Source organism: Kitasatospora sp. NPDC032150 (assembly GCF_055579945.1).
On record NZ_JBVIMH010000004.1, the window covers coordinates 288,768 to 309,990 of the forward strand.

Genomic DNA, 21,223 nt, shown 5'->3' on the forward strand with positions numbered 1-21,223 from the left:
CCTGCGGGGCGGACCGGTCGCGCACCCGGCCTGCCCCGGCAGCCCCGTGCCCCCGGACCGTTCGCCCGGTCAGTCGTGCGACCCCGGGGTCGCACCCACCGGCTGTTCCGGGCCGTCGGGCCCGGACCCGACGGCCCGCAGGGGCCTGGTCCGGGCCAGACGGCGCCGCACCAGCAGCCCGCACAGCGCGGCCGCCCCGGCCGCCCCGCACAGCCCGGCGGCGATCCAGCCGCCGGCGTCCACCTCGTCCCGTGCGGCCCGCACGGCCCGCACGGCCCGGGTCCCCGCCGCGCCGTGCGCCTCCCGGCCGCCCGGGCCCTCGGCCTTCCCGGCGGACTCGTCCACCAGGTGCCCCACCGGAGCGACCTTGCCCCCGGCCGCGAAGCCCCAGTCGAGCAGCGCCGCCGTCTCCTCGTACACCTTCATGTACGTCTCGGGGTGCATCACCGCGACCAGCAGGGTCCGGCCGTCGCGCTCGGCGGCGCCGACGAAGGTGGAGCCCGCGTTGGTGGTGTAGCCGTTCTTGACGCCGATCAGGCCGGGGTAGTGGCCGAGCAGCCGGTCGGTGTTGGTGATGCCGTAGCTGGCGCGCTGGCCGGTGGTCTTGTCGTAGGCGCCGGGGAAGGTGGCCTGCTTGGTCGAGCAGTACGAGCGGAAGTCCGTGTTGCGCAGTCCGGCCCTGGCGAACAGCGTCAGGTCGTACGCCGAGGAGAGCTGGCCCTCCGCGTCGTAGCCGTCGGGGGAGACCACATGGGTGTCACGGGCGCCCATCGCGTCCGCCCTGGCCTGCATCTGGGCGACGGTCTTGTCGATCCCGCCGTTCATGTGGGCGAGCACGTGCACCGCGTCATTGCCCGAGCTCAGGAAGACGCCGCGCCACAGGTCCTCGACCCGGTAGTCGAGGTCCTCCTTCACCCCGACCAGGCTGCTGCCCGCGCCGAGGCTGGCCAGCTCCCCGTGGGCGACCCTGTGCACCTGATCGCGCGGGAACCTGGGCAGCACGGTGTCCGCGAACAGCATCTTCAGCGTGCTGGCCGGCGGCAGCCGCGCATGGGCGTTCTGGGCCGCCAGCACCTCGCCGCTCACGGCGTCCGCCACCAGCCAGGCACGGCCGGTCAGACCCTCCGGAAGGGCCGGAGCCCCGGCCTTGGGGGAGACCTGGACGCCGGTCAGGGCGAGCCGGGCGCCGCCGATCTTCGACAGGCCCGGTGGCGGCTGCTCGTCGAGGGGGGCCGCCGCGGCGGCGCAGAGCGAGACGGCGGCGGCGACCGCCGCGCAGCGGTACGCAAGGTGACAGGCTGATCGCACGAAGTGAACGTACCCGGGTCGCCACTGGCTCGGTCGCCGCGCCGCATCCGTCCCTCCGAAGAGTGCCGGTCGCTGGGCCGTCCGGCCGACTCCGCATACTGGAACCAGACCGCCCCTCCCGCCCAAGGACGCCCCATGAAGCTCAGCCGCCGCGCCTCCTGGTTCCTCGCCGCCTTCGGCGTCTGGTCCCTGATCATCTGGACCACCTTCGTGAAGAACCTCTGGAAGGACTCCGGCGGCCAGGCCTTCGTGGGCGGCGACCACTCCCAGCCCACCGCCTTCTTCTGGATCCACCTCCTGCTCGCCGTCACCTCCCTGGTCCTCGGCCTCGTGATCGGCGGCATCGGTGTGCGCGGCCTGCGCGCGCCCCGCGAGGACTGACCCTTCCGAACCGATTGCCCCCACCATTCCGGCACTGCCGAGATCTGCGCCGTGCGCCCGTCCGGCGCACGCATTTCGACCTCGGGTGGGGGAAATTCAGTGCGCCGATCCACGGCCCTCTCTCCGCGGCTGCTGGCCGCCGCCGCCACCGCGGCACTGGCCACCGGCCTGCTGCGGTGACCGCCGAGCGGCACCTGCTGACCTTCCACGGTTTCGCCGCGCCGAAGGACCTCGGCGTCCTGTCCTGACGAAAACGCCCGAGGGCCCGTCCGGTTCGACCGGACGGGCCCTCGGGGCTGGGCGACTAGAAGCGGCGGGTCACCAGGGCCCGCTTCACTTCCTGGATCGCCTTGGTGACCTCGATGCCACGGGGGCAGGCCTCGGAGCAGTTGAAGGTGGTGCGGCAACGCCACACGCCCTCACGGTCGTTGAGGATCTCCAGGCGCTGCTCGGCGCCCTCGTCACGCGAGTCGAAGATGAAGCGGTGCGCGTTGACGATGGCGGCGGGGCCGAAGTACTGGCCGTCGTTCCAGAAGACCGGGCAGGACGACGTGCACGCGGCGCACAGGATGCACTTGGTGGTGTCGTCGAACCGCTCGCGGTCCTCCTGGGACTGCAGGCGCTCGCGGGTCGGGTCGTTCCCCTTGGTGATGAGGAACGGCATGACGTCCTTGTACGCCTGGAAGAACGGGTCCATGTCCACGATCAGGTCCTTGAGGACCGCGAGACCCTTTATGGCCTCGACCGTGATCGGCTTCTCCGGGTTGACGTCCTTGATCAGGGTCTTGCACGCCAGCCGGTTGCGGCCGTTGATCCGCATCGCGTCGGAGCCGCAGATGCCGTGCGCGCAGGAACGGCGGTAGGTGAGGGTGCCGTCCTGCTCCCACTTGACCTTGTTGAGGGCGTCCAGGACGCGCTCCTTGGGGTCCATCTCCAGCTGGTAGTCGACCCACACCGGGTCCGGGTGCTCCTCCGGGTTGAACCGGCGGATCCGGAGGGTGACGGTGATCAGCTGGGAGGCACCCGACTCGGCCGCGTCCAGAGCGGCCGAGTGCTTCTCCACGGTCGGAGTGCTCATCAGTACTTACGCTCCATCGGCTGGTAGCGGGTCTGCACGACCGGCTTGTAGTCGAGGCGGATCGAGGTGCTGCCGTCCGCGGCAACCTCCTGGTACGCCATGGTGTGCTGCATGAACTTCTCGTCGTCGCGCTTGGGGAAGTCCTCGCGGTAGTGACCGCCGCGGGACTCCTCGCGGGCCAGTGCGGAGACGACCAGCACCTCGGCCAGGTCGAGCAGGTTGCCCAGCTCCACGGCCTCCAGGAGGTCCGTGTTGTAGCGCATGCCCTTGTCCTGGATGGCGACGTTCTTGTACCGCTCGCGCAGGTTGCGAACGTCCTTGACCGCCTGCTTCAGGGTGTCACCGGTGCGGTACACGGACGCGTTGGCGTCCATGGACTCCTGCAGCTCCTTGCGGAGCTGGGCCACCGACTCGGTGCCGGTGGACTCGCGCAGGCCGTCGACCATGTCCTGGACGAGCTTGCCCGGGTCGGCCGGCAGTTCGACGAAGTCGTGCTTCTCGGCGTACCCGGCGGCGGCGATGCCCGCGCGGCGGCCGAACACGTTGATGTCCAGCAGCGAGTTGGTGCCCAGGCGGTTGGCGCCGTGCACCGAGACGCAGGCGACCTCGCCGGCCGCGTACAGGCCCGGGACGATGTCGGTGTTGTTCTTCAGCACCTCACCCTCGACGTTGGTCGGGATGCCGCCCATGCCGTAGTGCGCGGTGGGCTGGATCGGGATCGGGTCCGTGTAGGGCTCGATGCCGAGGTAGGTGCGGGCGAACTCGGTGATGTCCGGGAGCTTGGCGTCCAGCTGCTCCGGCGGCAGGTGGGTCAGGTCCAGGTAGACGTGGTCGCCGTCCGGACCGCAGCCGCGACCCTCGCGGATCTCGCTGTAGATGGCGCGCGAGCAGACGTCACGGGACGCGAGGTCCTTCATGACGGGGGCGTAGCGCTCCATGAAGCGCTCGCCGTCCTTGTTGCGCAGGATGCCGCCCTCGCCGCGGGCACCCTCGGTGAGCAGGATGCCCATGCGCCAGATGCCGGTCGGGTGGAACTGGAAGAACTCCATGTCCTCCAGCGGCAGACCACGGCGGTACGCCACGGCCTGGCCGTCACCGGTCAGGGTGTGGGCGTTCGAGGTGACCTTGAACATCTTGCCGGTGCCGCCGGAGGCGAAGACGACCGCCTTGGCCTGGAAGACGTGGATCTCACCGGTGGCCAGCTCGTAGGCGACGACGCCGGCGGTCCTGCCCTCGTTGATGAGCAGGTCGAGGACGTAGAACTCGTTGAAGAACTCGACGCCGTGCTTGACGCAGTTCTGGAACAGCGTCTGGAGGATCATGTGGCCGGTGCGGTCGGCCGCGTAGCAGGAGCGGCGGACCGGGGCCTCACCGTGGTTGCGGGAGTGGCCGCCGAAGCGGCGCTGGTCGATCCGGCCCTGCTCGGTCCGGGAGAAGGGGAGACCCATCTTCTCCAGGTCGAGGACGGCGTCGATGGCCTCCTTGCACATGATCTCGGCGGCGTCCTGGTCGACCAGGTAGTCACCACCCTTGACCGTGTCGAAGGTGTGCCACTCCCAGTTGTCCTCCTCGACGTTGGCGAGGGCGGCGCACATGCCGCCCTGGGCCGCGCCGGTGTGGGACCGGGTGGGGTAGAGCTTGGTCAGCACGGCGGTGCGGCTGCGCTGCGTCGACTCGATGGCCGCGCGCATGCCGGCGCCGCCCGCGCCGACGATGACGGTGTCGTACTGGTGAATCTGCATGGGGGTTAGTCGCCTCGCTGTGGGCTCGCTACCGACTTAGATGTTGGGGTCGAAGGTGAAGATCACCAGGGTGCCGAGAAGGACCGTGAAGACGGTCGCGGCACCCAGGAGGAGCTTCAGCCACATGCGAGTGGAGTCCTTCTCCGCGTAGTCGTTGATGACCGTGCGCATGCCGTTGGCGCCGTGCAGCATGGCCAGCCACAGCATCAGCAGGTCCCAGCCCTGCCAGAACGGCGAGGCCCACTTGCCGGCCACGAAGGCGAAGCTGATCTTGGAGACACCGCCGTCGAGGACGATGTTGATCAGCAGGTGGCCCAGGATCAGGACGACCAGGACGACACCCGACAGGCGCATGAACAGCCAGGCGAGCATCTCGAAGTTGGTGCGCGTACGGCGCGGGGTCTTCTTCGTACGGGTACGGGCCGGCTCGATCACGAAGGCGTCGGCCGGGTTGCCGGTCCCCAGGCCCTGGCCGGTGTGGGCCTGGGCGGACGGGACGACCAGCGTGTCGGTGGTCTCAGTAGCCATCTGGGATCAGCCCCCGAACCAGGTGCGAAGGGTGTGCTGCAGGATCGGGTAGAAGGCGCCGGCCATCAGGACGACCCAGACGCCGACGACGGTCCAGAGCATCTGCTTCTGGTACTTCGGGCCCTTGGCCCAGAAGTCCACGGCAACGACGCGCAGGCCGTTCAGGGCGTGGAACAGGATGGCGGCGGTGAGGCCGTACTCCATCAGGTTCACGAGCGGCGTCTTGTACGTCGCGATGACGGAGTCGTACGCCTGCGGCGACACCCGCACCAGTGCGGTGTCGAGGACATGTGCGAACAGGAAGAAGAAGATGAGGACGCCGGTGACTCGGTGAGCCACCCAGCTCCACATGCCTTCCCGGCCGCGGTACAGCGTTCCAGCCGGCACGGAAAACCCTCCGGAAGCGGATTCGGGGGCTCGGCCGGCTTCGGTGTCGGTCAGCCCGGCCGGGTACGGTCCACCGGCCGCCAGCATCCTATCGACGCCGTGTCGTCAGACGCCTCCGGGGGTGTCAGGTGTGATCAATCAGGCACGTACGGGCTAGCCGAGCCGGGAACTGTCACCCTGGGTGACGGCAAGACTGCGCTACGGTGCGATCCACCGTCCGCTCCCCGCCGTCGAGGACCGCCGTGCCCCACCGTCCCCTGAGTGTCCTGAGCTGTGCGCTGCTCGCGCTGGCGGCCGGCTGCGCCACCGTAGCCCCCTCGTCCGACCGGGCACCCCGGCCGCTCACCGCCGAGCAGCTGAGGACCGCCGCCGTCACCGACGGCGACCTCGGTCACGGATACAGCGTCACCCTGATGGCCCCGGGCCGGCAGACCGCCCAGGGCGCCGACCGCCAGACCTCCGACGTGGCGGCCTGCCAGCCGGTGCTCGACGCGATGGCGCCGGGCAAGGCGGCCTCCGGCCCGATCGCCGAGACCGATCTCGGCGTCGCGCTCGCCGCCGACCCCGGGGGCAGTGTCTACGCCGGCCTGCTGGCCTTCGAGTCCGGCCGGGCCGCCGACATCCAGGGCGAGCTGGACCGGGTGCTGGCGCAGTGCGGCAGCTTCACCTCGACCGCGCGGAGCGCCGGGCCGGCGGGCGGTAAGGGGGCCGTGGTCCGTACCAGGCACCGGCTGTCCAGGATCGACACGCCCACACCGGAGGGAGCGGACGGCGCCAGCGCGTTCACCCTCACGAATGAATCCGACGCCACCTCGCTCGTCCAGCGCGCCCTGCTGGCGCGGGCCGGCACGGTACTGGCGGTGTTCACCACCGTCGGGGCGGGCGGGAACCCGGCCCCCGCGCCCGACCAGGGGCTGGTCCAGGCGCAGGTGGCCAAGCTGTGGAAGGCGCAGCAGCAGTAGCGGCGGGTGGCGCGCCGAGCCAGGCCCTAGCGGGCCGGGCTGGCCTCGTGGGTGGCGACCAGGTGTTCCAGCCTGGTCAGGGCGATCCGGCGGAGCTCCTCGGCGGCGGTCAGGCGCTCCTCGTCCGGGTCGTTCGCCAACCGGGTGCGGATCGAGCTCAGCACGGCGTCGAGCATCTCCTCGGGGTCGATGCCGTCCAGGCACACCACGAAGACATGGCCGAACCGCGCCTCGTACGCGGCGTGTGCGGCCCGCAGGGCGGTGTGGGCCGCCTGGCTGCCGGGTGCGCGCATCCCCAGCAGCGGCTGCGGCATCCAGCTCTCGTCCGCCAGCGCCTCGGCCAGATCGGCCGGACGCAGGTCGTACGAGGCCTCGCTCGCGGCGGCGAGCAGGGACTCTATGTCGGGGTAGGGGCGGTGGGCGGCGAGTCGCAGGGCCCATCGGTGGCTGCCGCAGCAGGCCAGCAGGGCCTCCTCCGCCGCGCCGGGGTCGGCCTCGTTGAAGCGGTGAAGCCCGAGCAAGGACGGCGTCGATCGGGGGTCCCCCCGGACGAAGTCTGGGGGCGGGTCCCCCCGGACGGGGTCCGGGGGAGGATCGGGTCGCTGCGGCGGGATGTCGCTGGCCAGCGGGTCCTCCTCGTGAGGGGAGCAGGCAGGGGCGGGTGCGCGCACGGACATACGTGCTGTGCGATGGCGCGACCGACCTGTGGGAGCGAGCCGGGCCGGGTGTCAGGAGGTCCGACCCGGCAGCGGGACAACGGTAGTTGAGTGCTCACCAGTTGTGGAGGCGGCGCGCAGAATTCACTCGACCGAGCTATCAAGTTGTGACGTTGACACCAATGGGTCACGTCCCAGGGCCCCAGGGGCAGGGCGTTCCCAAGGGGTACCCGGGCGGACGGGGGCGCGGGAAGCGCGCGGGACGGTGGGCGGCGGGCCCGCGCCCCGCCGCCCGGAGGAGCCTCGTCCGCGCTACAGCACGCGGTGGACCTTGTGGTTGGCGGCCTGGGCGCGCGGGCGGACCACCAGCAGGTCGATGTTGACGTGCGAGGGCCGGGTGACGGCCCAGGAGACGGTGTCCGCGATGTCCTCGGCGGTGAGCGGCTCGGCCACGCCCGCGTACACCGCGGCGGCCTTCTCCTCGTCCCCGCGGTACCTGGTCACCGCGAAGCCCTCCGACCTGACCATGCCGGGGGCGATCTCGATCACCCGGATCGGCTCGCCGCACAGTTCGAGCCGGAGTGTCGCGGCGATGGTGTGCGCGGCGTGCTTGGCCGCGACGTACCCGCCGCCGCCCTCGTAGGCGGCCAGTGCGGCGGTGGAGGAGAGCACCAGCACCGTGCCGTCGCCGCTCGCCCGCAGGGCGGGCAGCAGCGCCTGGGTCATCTGCAGCACGCCGATCACGTTGACCTCGTACATGGCCCGCCAGTCGTCCGGGTCGCCGCTCTCCACCGGCTCCGCGCCGATCGCCCCGCCCGCGTTGTTGACCAGGACGTCCACCCGGCCGACCTCGGCGGCGAAGGCGTCGACGGCGGCGCGGTCGGTGACGTCCAGGGTGTAGGCGCGGCCGCCGATCTCCTTGGCCAGCGCCTCGATCCGCTCGGTCCGGCGGGCGGCGAGGACCACGTCGAATCCGTCCGCGGCCAGCCGTTTGGCGGTCGCCGCGCCGATACCGCTGCTCGCACCGGTGACCACGGCCACCTTCTGCTCGGTCATTGCCACTCCTGGGAAAGATCCGGTCGTTGGAACCGATCATCTCAACGCGTACGACCGGCGCCGCCTTCCGTCCCCCACTACATTGCGGTCAAGGCACCTTCCATCCCGCAGAGGCCCCGCATGGCAGCCGACCCACGCCGTACTGATCCCCGCCGTACTGGCCCCCGCCGCACCGATCCCCGCCGCACCGAGTCCGGCCTCCCGATCGCGCCGGTGTACGGCCCCGAAGACCTCGAAGGCTGGGACGCGCGGGCCGGGCTCGGCCGGCCCGGCGAGTACCCCTTCACCCGGGGGGTCTACCCGACGATGTACGCCGGCAGGCCGTGGACCATGCGCCAGTACGCCGGCTTCGGGACCGCCGCCGAGTCCAACGCCCGGTACCGGCAGCTGATCGCCCACGGCACCACGGGCCTGTCGGTCGCCTTCGACCTGCCGACCCAGATGGGGTACGACTCGGACGCCCCGATCGCGGCTGGCGAGGTCGGCAAGGTCGGGGTGGCGATCGACTCGGTCGAGGACATGGACGTCCTGTTCGACGGCATCCCGCTGGGCGAGGTGTCCACCTCGATGACCATCAACGCACCCGCGGCCCTGCTCCTGCTGCTCTACCAACTGGTCGGCGAGGCACAGGGGGTGGCGCCCGGCCGGCTGAGCGGCACGGTCCAGAACGACGTGCTGAAGGAGTACATCGCGCGCGGCACGTACATCTTCCCGCCGAAGCCCAGCCTGCGCCTGGTCGCGGACGTCTTCCGGTACTGCCGGGCCGAGATCCCGAGGTGGAACACCATCTCGATCTCCGGCTACCACATGGCCGAAGCGGGGGCGGACCCCGCGCAGGAGATCGCCTTCACGCTGGCCAACGGCATCGAGTACGTGCGCACCGCCGTCGCCGCCGGGATGGACGTGGACGACTTCGCGCCGCGCCTGTCCTTCTTCTTCGTCTCCCGCACCACCCTCCTGGAGGAGGTCGCCAAGTTCCGTGCGGCCAGGCGGATCTGGGCCAGGGTGATGCGGGAGGAGTTCGGGGCGGAGAACCCCAAGTCGCAGATGCTGCGCTTCCACACCCAGACCGCGGGGGTCCAACTCACCGCCCAGCAGCCGGAGGTGAACCTGGTCCGGGTCTCGGTGCAGGCGCTCGCCGCGGTGCTCGGCGGTACCCAGTCGCTGCACACCAACAGCTATGACGAGGCCATCGCGCTGCCCACCGAGAAGGCCGCCAGGCTCGCGCTGCGCACCCAGCAGGTGCTCGCGTACGAGACCGACGTCACCGCCACCGTGGACCCGTTCGCGGGCAGCTACGCGGTGGAGTCGATGACCGACGACCTGGAGGCGGCCGCACTCGGACTCATGGCCAGGGTCGAGGAGTTGGGCGGTGCGGTGGCCGCGATCGAGCGGGGCTGGCAGAAGGGCGAGATCGAGCGCACCGCCTACCGCATCCAGCAGGAGACCGACTCCGGCGAGCGCACCGTGGTCGGGGTCAACCGCTTCCGGCTGGACGCCGAGGAGCCCTACCAGCCGCTCAGGGTGGACCCGGCGATCGAGGCGCGGCAGGCCGAGCGGCTGGCCGTCCTCCGTGCGCGGCGGGACGGTTCGGCGGTGGACCGGGCGCTGACCGCGCTGCGCCGGGCGGCCCGCGGCAGTGACAACGTGCTGTACCCGATGCGGGAGGCGCTGGCGGCGAGGGCCACCGTCGGCGAGGTCTGCGACGCGCTGCGCGAGATCTGGGGGACGTACGCGCCCGTCGAGCGCTTCTGAGACCGACCGGGAAGGCGAACGCCCCCGGGCCGCAGAGGGCCCGGGGGCGTTCGGGTGGTGCGCCGCGTCAGTTCTTCCTGGGCAGCTTGAAGGACTTGAAGAAGTCCACGCCGTTCGGGGTGCCGACGCCGGTCGCGGTGTCGTAACCCTTCTTCGCGGTCAGACCGTAGTCGGCGCCGATCTTGTACAGGCGGACCTTGAGCGAGCCGCCGACCATGCCGAGGTCGACCACGTTGCCGCGCGGGGTGCGCACGGCGGCGTCGTTGACGTCGTTGAACGCCTTGGTGCCGGCCCGGTCGTAGATGGCGGGGTTGGCGAAGCCGATCGCCCGGCCGCCGCGCTCCTGGATGGTGTCGGCCAGGATGGCCGCGTACTCCGGCGAGGAGACCGAGGTGCCGCCGTAGCCGCCCTCGCTGTAGGTGCCCTTGTCGGTGTAGCCGACCAGGGTGGCCGCGACCAGGTCACCGCTCATCGCGACGTCCGGGGTGGCGCGCAGCGGGGTGAGGGACTTGGTGCCGTCGGCAGCCGTCATGGAGACGGACTTCGGCACGACGCCCTTCTGGTACCAGGGCTGCTGGAAGTCCTTGGAGACGCCGCCGCCACCGCCGAAGTAGAAGGTGCCGGGCTTCGGGGTCCAGGACTTGCCGTCGGCCGAGAGCACCGAGCGCAGGTCGCCCATGGAGACCTCGTGGCCGTACTTGCCCTTCTTGTCGGCGAGCTCCAGGGCGGTGCCGCCGACCGAGGTGACCCACGGCGAGGAGGACGGCCACTGGGCCTGCGCCTGGTTGGTGTCCTTCTCGCAGTTGACACCGGTCGCGGCGGCCTGCGGCGAGTCGTTGCCGCAGTCACCGCTGGAGACGGTGAAGCTGATGCCCTCGACGGCACCGAGCTCGAAGAGCTGGTTGTCGGCGGCTATCACGGCCGGGTCCAGGTCCCCGCTCTTGCCGTGCATGATCTCGCCCCACGAGTTGGAGACGATGTCGGCCAGGTGGCCGTCGACGACCTTGGCCAGCGCGGCGTTCAGGTCGCCGTCCAGGCAGGAGTCGGCGCCGACGTATACGACCTTGGCGTCGGGCGCGAGACCGTGCGCCATCTCGACGTCCAGGGCCTCCTCGCCGGACCAGTCACCGCAGTCGGTCTGGTGGTTCCACTTGTCCTTGGTGACGACCTCGCTGTACTGGCCCTTGGCGAACGGCTTGTCGCCGTGCAGCTGCGCGAAGTGGTTCGCGTCCTGCTCCATGGTGCCGAGCGCGTAGGCGTCGATGATGGCGATCCGGGCCCCCTTGCCGGTCACCTTGGCATCGGTGATGCCGTACGCCTTGCGCAGCTGGTCCGGGGTGTACGAGCACGGCGCGAAGGGCTCGTTCTTCTCGTACCCGGCCGGGGCACCCTTGGCGATCTTGGACGCGTAGCCGTTGTCCGAGCAGGTCGGGACGGTCGGCAGGCCGGCGTCCGGCTTGGCGGCCTCGGGCGCGGCGGCGGCCCGGGACTGGGCGCCGGCCTGCTCGGCGTCCTTGACCGAGACGGCCTGGGAGACGGCCTTGTGCTGGACGTCGGTCAGGTTGGCGACACCCAGCACCGAGCCGGCGACGGCGGCGGGGACCACGACGTCGCGGGCGGGCGCGCGGTGGGTGCCGTCGGCGGTCCGGTACGAGTGGATCGGGGCGCCGAAGGCCTTGGCCAGCTGGCCGGTGGTGCCGGAGACCTCGACGTAGTGCGCGGTCTGGTCGGTGACCTTGAGGCCGGCGCCGGTCAGCCAGGCGGTGACCGCCTTGACCTGGGCCGGGGTGGCGCCGAACTTGGCCTTGGCGTCGTCGGCGGAGAGGAACTTGCCGTAGTCGGGCGAGTTGACGTCCGAGACGGCCTTGGCCAGCGCGGCCAGCCCGGCGGAGTTCTGGCCGGCCAGGTAGACCCGGGCGGTGCTCTGGGTGGAGTCGGCGACGGCCCCGGCATCGGCCTGCGCGGTGGCCCAGGCCGGGTGGCTGCCCGGCAGCTCCTTGGCGGTCTGCTCGTTGACCGGGGTGGCTGCTCCGGCGGGAGTCGCGACCGCGAGCGTGCCCAGGATCAGCGCGGCGACGGCCGGAGCCGCCACCGCCGCCCGGGTGCGCAGGGTTCGTGCTGCTGGCACGTAGGGTCCCCACTTCTGTGAACGGTCCGTCAGATCGCCTTCATCGGGGCATGACGGAGGAAGCCACGAGCTGTTCACACAGCTGTGGCAGGGAAGTTGACTGTGCGGTAGTTGTCTATTCGGACGCGTGTGCGCTGCTCAAGAGTTCATCCAAAAGCTTTGCCAGCGCATGACCCGCGTTCGGGGGGGCAGTGCGGGGCAATCCGGGCAGAGGGGCGGATTGCGGAAGGCGCGGGGAGGTCGCCGTGTCCGTCGGGCCCTGGAGTCGTTGCACAGGGCAGTGATCATCGGGAAGGCGGCTGAAACGGTATGTCATACCCATCTGCACGGCCGGTAAGCATGACTTCTTCGGAAGTCAGGCCAAATCCCTGTCACCGGCCTACTCTTGTTGAGGTGAACCAACCTCAGGCCGTCGAGTCCGCACCCACACCCCCCGCCCGCCCTGGTGCCGTCCGGCCGGGCTCCGACCTGCGCGCCCGGGTCCGGGCGTACGAGGCCGAGCTGATCGCCTTCCGCCGGGACCTGCACCGCCACCCCGAGCTCGGACGGCAGGAGTTCCGTACCACCCGGCTGCTGCGCGAGCGGCTGGTGGCGGCCGGGCTCACGCCCCAGGTGCTCCCCGGCGGCACCGGCATGATCGTGGACCTGGTGCCGGCCGGGATCAGGCCGGGCACGCCCTTCCTGGCCTTCCGCGCGGACATCGACGCGCTGCCGATCGACGACGCCAAGACCGAGGTCCCCTACCACTCCACCCTGCCGGGCCGGGCCCACGCCTGCGGGCACGACGTGCACACCTCGGTGCTGCTGGGTACCGCGCTGGTGCTGGTCCAGGCACTGCAGACCGGGGAGCTGAGGCAGCCGGTGAGGCTGATCTTCCAGCCGGCCGAGGAAGTGATGCCGGGCGGCGCGCTGGACGTGATCGAGGCGGGCGGCATGGAGGGGGTCGGCCGGATCTTCGCGCTGCACTGCGACCCCAGGGTCTCGGTCGGCCGGATCGGCCTGAAGATCGGCGCCATCACCTCGGCCTGCGACCGCCTGGAGCTCCACCTGGACGGCCCCGGCGGCCACACCGCCCGGCCGCACCTGACCACCGACCTGGTGACGGTGGTGGCCAGGGTGGCCGCCGACCTGCCCGCCGCACTGGCCCGCCGGATGGACCCGCGCTGGGGCGTCAGCCTGGTCTGGGGCCGGATCGCCTCGGGGTCGGCGCCGAACGTCATCCCGCAGCACGCCGAGCTGGAGGGCACGGTCCGCTGCCTGGAGCTGGCGGGCTGGCGCGAGGCACCCGACGCGCTGCACGAGTTGATCGCCAAGATCGCCGAGACCTACCGCGCCAAGTGGAGCCTCGACTACCACCGCGGCGTGCCGCCGGTGGTGAACGAGCACGAGTCGATCGCGCAGTTGGAGGCGGCGATGACCGCCCGCTTCGCCCAGGGCGGTGGCCCGGTGGTCGAGGACACCGAACAGAGCCTCGGCGGTGAGGACTTCTCCTGGTACCTGGAGCAGGCCCCCGGTGCGCTCGCCCGGCTCGGCGTCCGGGCCCCGCACGAGAAGGGGGTGCGCGACCTGCACCAGGGCGACTTCGACGTGGACGAGCGGGCGATCGGGATCGGGGTGGAGCTCTTCGCGGCGCTGGCGCTGGAGCACGGCCGGGTGTGAGCCGGGGGGCGGGAGTCGCCTTCCCGCCCCCCGGGGCCAAGCGGCAAGCGGCAATCGGTGGCGGGATATGTGAGAAGCGGATGTGAGAGCAAGCGGCGTCTTGGCGTAGGGTACTCGAGTACTGGCGCAGGGTGTTCGCGTTATCACCAGACACTGACAGTTCGGGGGATAAAGAGTTTCGTTTTTGTCCGCTTTGTCCGGACGTAGGACCACATTTTGGTAACAACCCCCAGGCCCCTGCAGGCTGTGACCCAACCGTGTTCTACGCGCGTTACGGTGGCGCTCAACCACGCCAAACGGCTGTGTTGAGAAGGAGAAACTCCCTTGCGCCGTTCAATGAAGCTCGCCGCGGTAGTGCTCTCGGGATCCCTGGGCATCGCCTCGCTCGCCGCTTGCGGCGCAAAGAGCACCGACACCGCCTCTTCCGGCTCCGGCTCCTCCGGCGGCTCCGCCCTCAAGGTCGGCATGGCCTACGACATCGGCGGCCGTGGTGACCAGTCGTTCAACGACTCGGCCGCCAAGGGCCTCGACGATGCCAAGGCTCAGCTGGGCGTGGACGTCGCCGAGCAGGAGGCCAAGACCGGTGAGGCCGAGGCCGACAAGGAGACCCGCCTCTCCACCCTGGTCTCCAAGGGCTACAACCCGATCGTCGCCGTCGGCTTCGTGTACCAGCCGGCCGTCGAGAAGGTCGCCAAGGAGAACCCGAACGTCAAGTTCGCGATCATCGACTCCTCCTCCAACACCCAGCCGAGCAACGTCACTTCGCTGACCTTCTCGGAGCAGGAGGGCTCGTACCTGGCCGGTGTCGCCGCCGCGCTGAAGACCAAGACCAAGCACGTCGGCTTCATCGGCGGTGTCCAGTCCGAGCTGATCAAGAAGTTCGAGGCCGGTTACAAGGCCGGTGTCGCCTCGGTCGACTCGAAGATCCAGGTCGAGACCACCTACCTGAGCACCCCGCCGGACTTCAGCGGCTTCAACGACCCGGGTAAGGGCAAGGAGGCCGCTCAGGGCCAGCTCGACAAGGGCGCGGACATCATCTACTCCGCCGCCGGTTCCTCCGGTTCGGGCGCCATCGAGGCCGTCTCGCAGAAGGACGGCGCCTGGGCCATCGGCGTCGACGCCGACCAGGCCAAGCAGCCGGCGCTGCAGAAGTACAAGGACCACATCCTCACCTCGATGGTGAAGAACGTGAACGTCGCGGTGTTCCAGTACATCAAGGCGGCCAAGGACGGCAACCCGCTCACCGGTGTCAAGAACTTCGACCTGAAGAGCGACGGTGTCTCGCTGGCCACCACCGGCGGCTTCATAAACGACTTCAAGGCCAAGCTGGACGACGCCACCACGGCCATCACCTCGGGTGCCACCAAGGTCCCGACCGCGCCGCAGAACTGACACCAGCCTGACCTGCCACTGCCTCCTGCCGGGCAGGGCATGATTGACGCGAATTCAGGGAGGGGCCCGGCGGGGCGCGCGTAACGCGCTCCACCGGGCCCCTCCCATCCCCCTCAAATCCCCCCGTCTTGGCCCTCCCAGCGCAGCGACGCGCCATCCAGAACACCAGGAGATCGCCATCACCGCTTCCGAACCCGTCCTGAACAAGGGCGGCAACCCCAGCACGGGGACGGCGACACCGGCCGTCGAACTGCGCGGCATCACCAAGCGCTTCCCCGGCGTCGTGGCCAACCACGACATCAACCTCACCGTGAACACCGGCACCGTGCACGCCCTGATGGGCGAGAACGGCGCCGGCAAGTCCACGCTGATGAAGATCCTCTACGGGATGCAGAAGCCCGATGAGGGCACCATCACCATCAACGGCGAGCAGGTCGAGTTCCACACCCCCGGTGACGCCATCGCGCGCGGCATCGGCATGGTGCACCAGCACTTCATGCTGGCCGACAACCTCACCGTGTGGGAGAACGTCGTCCTCGGCGGCGAGAAGCTGCACGGCATAGGCGCCAAGGCCAAGGCCAAGATCAAGGAGATCTCCGACCAGTACGGTCTGGGCGTGCGCCCGGACGCGCTGGTCGAGGACCTGGGCGTGGCCGACCGCCAGCGCGTCGAGATCCTCAAGGTGCTCTACCGCGGCGCCAGGATCCTGATCCTGGACGAGCCCACCGCGGTGCTGGTGCCGCAGGAGGTGGACGCGCTCTTCGACAACCTCCGCGAACTCAAGGCCGAGGGCGTCACCGTCATCTTCATCTCGCACAAGCTGCACGAGGTGCTCTCGGTGGCCGACGCGATCAGCGTCATCCGCCGCGGCACCACCGTCGGTGACGCAGACCCGAAGAGCGTGACCGCCCGCGAGCTCGCCGAGCTGATGGTCGGCGCCGAGCTGCCCTCCCCGGAGAGCCGCGAGTGCACCGTCACCGACGTGGAGATGCTCAAGGTCGAGGGCCTGCGCATCGCCAAGGCGGACGCCGAGGGCATCGAGCGCGTGGTCCTGGACGACATCTCGCTGAGCATCCGCAAGGGCGAGGTCCTCGGCATCGCCGGTGTCGAGGGCAACGGCCAGGCCGAACTGGTCGAGGCGATCATGGGCATGCTCCCGCTGAACGCCGGCACCGTGACGCTGGACGGCAAGGACCTCTCCGGTTCGCTCACCCGCGCCCGCCGCGAGGCCGGCATAGGCTACATCCCGGAGGACCGCCACCGGCACGCTCTGCTGCTGGAGGCCCCGCTCTGGGAGAACCGAATCCTCGGCCACGTCACCGAGTCGCCCAACTCCAAGGGCGTCCTCCTGGACCCGGTCGCCGCCCGCAAGGACACCCAGCGGATCGTCGAGGAGTTCGACGTCCGCACCCCCGGGATCGACGTCACCGCGGCCTCGCTCTCCGGTGGCAACCAGCAGAAGCTGATCATCGGCCGCGAGATGGCGCATGACCCCAAGCTGCTGATCGCCGCCCACCCCACCCGCGGCGTGGACGTCGGCGCGCAGGCACAGATCTGGGAGCACATCCGCACCGCGCAGCGCGCTGGCCTGGCGGTGCTGCTGATCTCCGCCGACCTGGACGAGCTGATCGGCCTCTCCGACACCATCCGGGTCATCTACCGCGGCCGCCTGGTCGCCGACGCCGACCCGGCCACGGTCACCGCCGAGGACCTGGGCACCGCGATGACCGGTGCGGCCACCGGCCACATCGAGTCCGACGCCGAGGCCGTCGAGGAGGACAAGGCGGTCGCCGCCGAGGGCACCGAGGCCGAGGCCGAGCACCCGCACCACGGCGAGTCCGCCGACGAGCCCACCGACACCGCCGACGGCAACGCGCAGGCGGGGGAGTAACCCATGACCAGTAGTCCTGAAACCGCCAAGCGCCCGGCGGCCAAGCGCTTCGACGGCGAGCGCGTCCTGCTCGGCCTCTCCGCGCCGGTGCTGGCCGTGCTGCTCTCGGTCGTGCTGTGTGCCGTCCTGCTCGCCGTCTCCGGGCTGGACCCGTTCAACGCGTTCAGCACGATGCTGAGCTACGGCGTCAAGTCCGACGCCCAGGTGGCCACCCTCAACAAGGCCACCACCTACTACGTCGCGGGTGTCGCGGTCGCCTTCGGCTTCCGGATGAACCTGTTCAACATCGGCGCCGAGGGCCAGTACAAGCTGGCCGCGCTGTTCGCGGCGTTCGTCGGCTCCCAGGTGGACCTGCCCGCGGTCGTCCAGATCCCGCTGCTGATCGCCGTCGCCATGCTGGTCGGCGCCATCTGGGCCGGTGTCGCCGGTGTCCTGAAGATCACCCGGGGCGTCAGCGAGGTCATCTCGACCATCATGCTGAACTCCATCGCCACCGCGGTGGTCGGTCTGCTGCTGGTCCCCGGCGTGTTCGCGCCGTCGAGCAAGGGCGGCGTCAGCAACTCCATCCAGACCGACCCGGTCTCGGCCTCCAGCCACTTCTTCGCCCTGGACACCCAGGGCGGCAGCCTCTGGGGCTTCATCTTCGTCGCGGTCCTGGTCGGCGTGGTCTTCCAGCTGGTTCTCACCCGCACCCGGTTCGGGTTCGACCTGCGCGCCACCGGCCGCTCGGAGAGCGCCGCGCACGCCTCGGGCGTCAACGTCAAGCGCATGGTGCTGACCAGCATGCTGGTCTCCGGCGCGCTGGCCGGTCTGATCGGTCTGCCCGACCTGCTGCAGAACTCCTACAGCTACGGCCAGAGCTTCCAGCCCGGTCTCGGCTTCCTCGGCATCGCGATCGCGCTGCTCGGCCGGAACTCGCCGATCGGCATCGCCTTCTCGGCGCTGCTGTTCGCCTTCCTGGACGCCACCGCAGTCCAGCTGCCGTTCTCCGGCTACCCGCAGGAGATCGCCGCGGTCATGCAGGGTGTCATCGTCATCTGTGTCGTCGTCGCGTACGAGCTGGTGCGCCGCTTCGGTCTGAAGCGCCAGCAGCAGAAGGTCGGCGCCCAGCTCGCCGCACAGGCCGCTGCGGCCGCCAAGAAGGAGGTGGCGGCATGAGTACCGCAACCGCTGCTGCTAAGCCCAAGGCCCCGGGCAGCACGCCCGCCAAGAAGGCCAAGCTCTCGACCCCGGTCGTGCTGCTGCTGATCGCCGGCGTCCTGACGCTGTTCTCCGCGGTCGGCATGCTGACCGGCAACCACGGTCTGACCTCCTCCGGCCAGGTCGCCGCCGCGCTCGGCTCGGCCGTGCCGATCGCCCTCGCCGGTCTCGGCGGTCTGTGGTCCGAGCGGGCCGGTGTGGTCAACATCGGTCTGGAAGGAATGATGGTCGCCGGCACCTTCTGCGGTGCCTGGGCCGGCTTCCTGGTCAACCCCTGGGTCGGCCTGCTCGCCGGCATGGCGGGCGGCGCGCTCGGCGGTCTGCTGCACGCGGTCATCACCGTCACCTTCGGTGTCGACCACATCGTCTCCGGTGTCGGCATCAACCTGCTGATCCCCGGCATCTGCGCGTACATCAACAAGATCTACTACACCGACTACGTCGCCGACGGTGCCGGCGCCAACCAGTCCCCGCCGGCCAACTCGCTGCCGAACATCACGGTGCCGGGCCTGTCGCACTGGCTGGACACCGTCGAGTCGCACCACTGGTTCCTGGTCTCCGACGTCGCGGGCATCCTGGGTGGCGTGGTCACCAACCTCTCGGTGGTCATCCTGATCGCCGCCGCCCTCGTGGTCGCCAGCTACTTCCTGCTCTGGCGCACCGTCTTCGGTCTGCGGCTGCGCTCGTGCGGCGAGAACCCGACGGCCGCCGAGTCGCTGGGCGTCAACGTCTACAAGTACAAGTACATCGCGGTCATCGTCTCCGGTGCCTTCGCGGGCCTGGCGGGCTCGTACCTCTCGCTGGTGGCGGCCCACTTCTACAAGGACGGGCAGACCCAGGGCCGCGGTTACATCGGTCTGGCCGCGATGATCTTCGGTAACTGGTTGCCGGGCGGCCTGGCCGCCGGTGCGGGCCTGTTCGGCTTCACCGACAGCCTCCAGCTGCGTGACGCCGACTCGGTGCACGTGCTGCTGATCGTGGTCGCCGTGGCGATGGCGCTGATGGCGGTGTGGCAGCTGTACCGCCGCAAGGTCACCGGTGCGATCGTCAGCTTCGTGGTGGCCGGTGGCCTGGCCGCCTGGTACGTGACCACCGACTCGGTGCCGCGTCCGCTGATCGTCGCCACGCCGTACGTGATCACCCTGGTGGTGCTCGCGCTGGCCTCGCAGCGACTGCGCCCGCCGAAGGCCGACGGGCAGATCTACCGCAAGGGCCAGGGCAAGTGACCGGCGCCGGGGCCCCGGACTGGGAGCGGCTGCGGGCCGCCGCCCGGGACGCGATGTCGCGCGCGTACGCGCCGTACAGCAAGTTCCCGGTCGGGGCCGCGGCCCTGGTCGACGACGGGCGCACCGTCACCGGCTGCAACGTGGAGAACGCCTCGTACGGGCTCGGGCTGTGCGCCGAGTGCGGCCTGGTCTCCGCGCTGCACGCCTCGGGCGGCGGCCGGCTGGTGGCGTTCACCTGTGTGGACGGCGCCGGTGAGCTGCTGATGCCGTGCGGCCGCTGCCGCCAGCTGCTGTACGAGCACGGCGGTCCGGACCTGCTGATCGACCTGCCCTCGGGCGTGAAGTCCATGGCGCAGGTCCTGCCGGACGCGTTCGGACCCGAGCGGCTCTAGCAGCAGCTCGTTTTACGCGCGTAGAGTGTCGCGAGAAGACTGAAATCCGGTCTTTTCGCGGCACTCTCCGCTTTTCGCGGCGATGTTCCTGCGGCAACTCCCGCAAGCGAGTCGCCGATCGCATGCACGTGAGTATCTGACCCATCCTCTTGGAGATTCCATGTCCATGGACGCCCCCTCCGTTATCCGCACCAAGCGCGATCGCGGTGAGCTGACCGACGCTCAGATCGACTGGGTGATCGACGCCTACACCCGCGGCGAGGTCGCCGACGAGCAGATGTCCGCGCTGGCCATGGCCATCCTGCTGAACGGCATGAACCTCCGGGAGATCAGCCGCTGGACCGACGCGATGATCCGTTCCGGGGTCCGGATGGACTTCTCCGAGCTGGGCGTGCCGACCTCCGACAAGCACTCGACCGGCGGTGTCGGCGACAAGATCACGCTGCCGCTGGCCCCGCTGGTCGCGGCCTGCGGTGCGGCCGTTCCGCAGCTCTCCGGCCGGGGCCTCGGTCACACCGGCGGCACCCTGGACAAGCTGGAGTCCATCCCCGGCTGGCGGGCGCTGCTCTCCAACGACGAGATGATGCAGGTGCTGCGCGACACCGGCGCGGTCATCTGCGCGGCGGGCGACGGCCTGGCCCCCGCCGACAAGAAGCTGTACGCGCTGCGCGACGTCACCGGCACGGTCGAGGCGATCCCGCTGATCGCCTCGTCGATCATGTCCAAGAAGATCGCCGAGGGCACCGGCGCACTGGTCCTGGACGTCAAGGTCGGCTCCGGCGCGTTCATGAAGAACCTCGCCGACGCCCAGGAGCTCGCCCGCACCATGGTGGGTCTCGGCACCAACGCGGGCGTCAACACGGTCGCCCTGCTGACCGACATGTCCACCCCGCTCGGGCTCACCGCCGGCAACGCGCTGGAGGTCCGCGAGTCCGTCGAGGTGCTGGCGGGCGGCGGCCCGGCCGACGTGGTCGAGCTGACCATCGCGCTGGCCCGCGAGATGCTCGCCGCGGCGGGCGTCCACGGCAAGGACCCGGCGGACGCGCTGCGCGACGGCTCCGCGATGGACCACTGGCGCCGCATGATCACCGCCCAGGGCGGCGACGTGGACGCCCCGCTGCCGGTCGCCCGCGAGCAGCACGTGATCGCCGCCGCGGAGAGCGGCGTGCTCACCAAGCTGGACGCCTACGCCGTGGGCGTCTGCGCCTGGCGCCTGGGTGCCGGCCGCGCACGCAAGGAGGACCCGGTGCAGGCGGGCGCCGGTGTCGAGATGCACTTCAAGCCCGGCGACACCGTCACGGCCGGCCAGCCGCTGCTGACCCTGCACACCGACACCCCCGAGCGCTACGACTACGCGATCGAGGCGCTGTCCGGCGGTATCGAGATCTCCCCGGCGGGCACCGGGTTCACCCCGAACCCGATCGTCCTGGACCGCATCGCGTGATCGTCCGAGGTCCTGCCGGCGTGCGCCTGACGCCGGTG

General features: G+C 70.4%; 18 protein-coding genes. 10 read left to right on the forward strand and 8 right to left on the reverse strand.

Going from position 1 to position 21,223, the window contains the following annotated elements; all coding sequences use genetic code 11:
- Window positions 1–69 precede the first annotated feature (69 nt).
- On the reverse strand, window positions 70–1,308 hold the full coding sequence (locus tag ACZ5ON_RS07545; RefSeq protein ID WP_465586801.1) for a D-alanyl-D-alanine carboxypeptidase family protein: 1,239 nt from the start codon (window positions 1,306–1,308) through the stop codon (window positions 70–72).
- A 135-nt stretch (window positions 1,309–1,443) separates the two neighbouring features.
- Here ACZ5ON_RS07545 and ACZ5ON_RS07550 point away from each other — a divergent pair, with 135 nt between their 5' ends.
- Complete coding sequence (locus ACZ5ON_RS07550) at window positions 1,444–1,689, forward strand: SCO4848 family membrane protein (protein ID WP_465586804.1); 246 nt, start codon at window positions 1,444–1,446, stop codon at window positions 1,687–1,689.
- Between the two features lie 304 nt (window positions 1,690–1,993).
- Here the strand turns inward: ACZ5ON_RS07550 and ACZ5ON_RS07555 are convergent, their stop codons facing one another.
- From ACZ5ON_RS07555 to sdhC, 4 genes are read right to left on the reverse strand one after another with little or no spacing between them, the layout of a single operon-like run.
- Window positions 1,994–2,767 (reverse strand): succinate dehydrogenase iron-sulfur subunit, encoded by a 774-nt coding sequence (locus tag ACZ5ON_RS07555; RefSeq protein ID WP_465586807.1) that lies wholly within the window; start codon window positions 2,765–2,767, stop codon window positions 1,994–1,996.
- Window positions 2,767–4,509 (reverse strand): succinate dehydrogenase flavoprotein subunit, encoded by a 1,743-nt coding sequence (gene sdhA, locus ACZ5ON_RS07560; RefSeq protein WP_465586810.1) that lies wholly within the window; start codon window positions 4,507–4,509, stop codon window positions 2,767–2,769. The genes ACZ5ON_RS07555 and sdhA overlap by 1 nt, the downstream gene beginning before the upstream one ends.
- A 36-nt stretch (window positions 4,510–4,545) precedes the next feature.
- Window positions 4,546–5,037: a succinate dehydrogenase hydrophobic membrane anchor subunit gene (locus tag ACZ5ON_RS07565; RefSeq protein WP_465586817.1), complete on the reverse strand. Its 492-nt coding sequence runs from the start codon at window positions 5,035–5,037 to the stop codon at window positions 4,546–4,548.
- Between the two features lie 6 nt (window positions 5,038–5,043).
- The gene (sdhC, locus tag ACZ5ON_RS07570) at window positions 5,044–5,424 is read right to left on the reverse strand and encodes a succinate dehydrogenase, cytochrome b556 subunit (RefSeq protein WP_344638092.1); all 381 of its coding nucleotides are present in this window, start codon (window positions 5,422–5,424) and stop codon (window positions 5,044–5,046) included.
- Between the two features lie 242 nt (window positions 5,425–5,666).
- Between sdhC and ACZ5ON_RS07575 the strand changes: the two genes are divergently transcribed.
- Complete coding sequence (locus ACZ5ON_RS07575) at window positions 5,667–6,386, forward strand: hypothetical protein (protein WP_465586823.1); 720 nt, start codon at window positions 5,667–5,669, stop codon at window positions 6,384–6,386.
- Between the two features lie 26 nt (window positions 6,387–6,412).
- On the opposite strand, the gene ACZ5ON_RS07580 is transcribed toward ACZ5ON_RS07575, so the two are convergent.
- Window positions 6,413–6,907, reverse strand: a complete 495-nt coding sequence (locus ACZ5ON_RS07580; RefSeq protein WP_465586827.1) for a 2-oxo-4-hydroxy-4-carboxy-5-ureidoimidazoline decarboxylase — start codon at window positions 6,905–6,907, stop codon at window positions 6,413–6,415.
- A gap of 447 nt (window positions 6,908–7,354) precedes the next feature.
- The gene (locus tag ACZ5ON_RS07585) at window positions 7,355–8,098 is read right to left on the reverse strand and encodes an SDR family oxidoreductase (RefSeq protein WP_465586830.1); all 744 of its coding nucleotides are present in this window, start codon (window positions 8,096–8,098) and stop codon (window positions 7,355–7,357) included.
- A gap of 120 nt (window positions 8,099–8,218) precedes the next feature.
- Between ACZ5ON_RS07585 and ACZ5ON_RS07590 the strand changes: the two genes are divergently transcribed.
- Window positions 8,219–9,853: an acyl-CoA mutase large subunit family protein gene (locus tag ACZ5ON_RS07590; RefSeq protein WP_465586834.1), complete on the forward strand. Its 1,635-nt coding sequence runs from the start codon at window positions 8,219–8,221 to the stop codon at window positions 9,851–9,853.
- A gap of 67 nt (window positions 9,854–9,920) precedes the next feature.
- Here the strand turns inward: ACZ5ON_RS07590 and ACZ5ON_RS07595 are convergent, their stop codons facing one another.
- Complete coding sequence (locus ACZ5ON_RS07595) at window positions 9,921–11,981, reverse strand: S53 family peptidase (RefSeq protein WP_465586837.1); 2,061 nt, start codon at window positions 11,979–11,981, stop codon at window positions 9,921–9,923.
- Window positions 11,982–12,374: 393 nt separating this feature from the next.
- On the opposite strand from ACZ5ON_RS07595, the gene ACZ5ON_RS07600 reads away from it, so the two are divergent.
- The 7 genes from ACZ5ON_RS07600 to ACZ5ON_RS07630 all read left to right on the forward strand — a co-directional run bounded on the left by ACZ5ON_RS07600 (window position 12,375) and on the right by ACZ5ON_RS07630 (window position 21,185).
- Window positions 12,375–13,640, forward strand: a complete 1,266-nt coding sequence (locus ACZ5ON_RS07600; protein ID WP_465586842.1) for an amidohydrolase — start codon at window positions 12,375–12,377, stop codon at window positions 13,638–13,640.
- Window positions 13,641–13,964: 324 nt separating this feature from the next.
- The gene (locus tag ACZ5ON_RS07605) at window positions 13,965–15,032 is read left to right on the forward strand and encodes a BMP family lipoprotein (RefSeq protein WP_465586845.1); all 1,068 of its coding nucleotides are present in this window, start codon (window positions 13,965–13,967) and stop codon (window positions 15,030–15,032) included.
- A gap of 337 nt (window positions 15,033–15,369) precedes the next feature.
- Window positions 15,370–16,923 carry an ABC transporter ATP-binding protein gene (locus ACZ5ON_RS07610; RefSeq protein ID WP_465587156.1) on the forward strand — a complete coding sequence of 518 codons (1,554 nt, stop codon included), beginning with the start codon at window positions 15,370–15,372 and terminating at the stop codon, window positions 16,921–16,923.
- A gap of 3 nt (window positions 16,924–16,926) precedes the next feature.
- A complete protein-coding gene (locus tag ACZ5ON_RS07615) occupies window positions 16,927–18,081 on the forward strand; it encodes an ABC transporter permease (RefSeq protein WP_465586848.1) in 1,155 nt (384 codons plus the stop codon).
- Entirely contained in the window at window positions 18,078–19,349 is a 1,272-nt protein-coding gene (locus ACZ5ON_RS07620) for an ABC transporter permease (RefSeq protein ID WP_465586850.1), read from the forward strand. Before ACZ5ON_RS07615 ends, ACZ5ON_RS07620 begins: the two co-directional genes overlap by 4 nt.
- On the forward strand, window positions 19,346–19,741 hold the full coding sequence (locus ACZ5ON_RS07625) for a cytidine deaminase (RefSeq protein ID WP_465586852.1): 396 nt from the start codon (window positions 19,346–19,348) through the stop codon (window positions 19,739–19,741). Before ACZ5ON_RS07620 ends, ACZ5ON_RS07625 begins: the two co-directional genes overlap by 4 nt.
- Window positions 19,742–19,901: 160 nt before the next feature.
- Complete coding sequence (locus ACZ5ON_RS07630) at window positions 19,902–21,185, forward strand: thymidine phosphorylase (RefSeq protein ID WP_465586856.1); 1,284 nt, start codon at window positions 19,902–19,904, stop codon at window positions 21,183–21,185.
- Window positions 21,186–21,223: the final 38 nt, after the last annotated feature.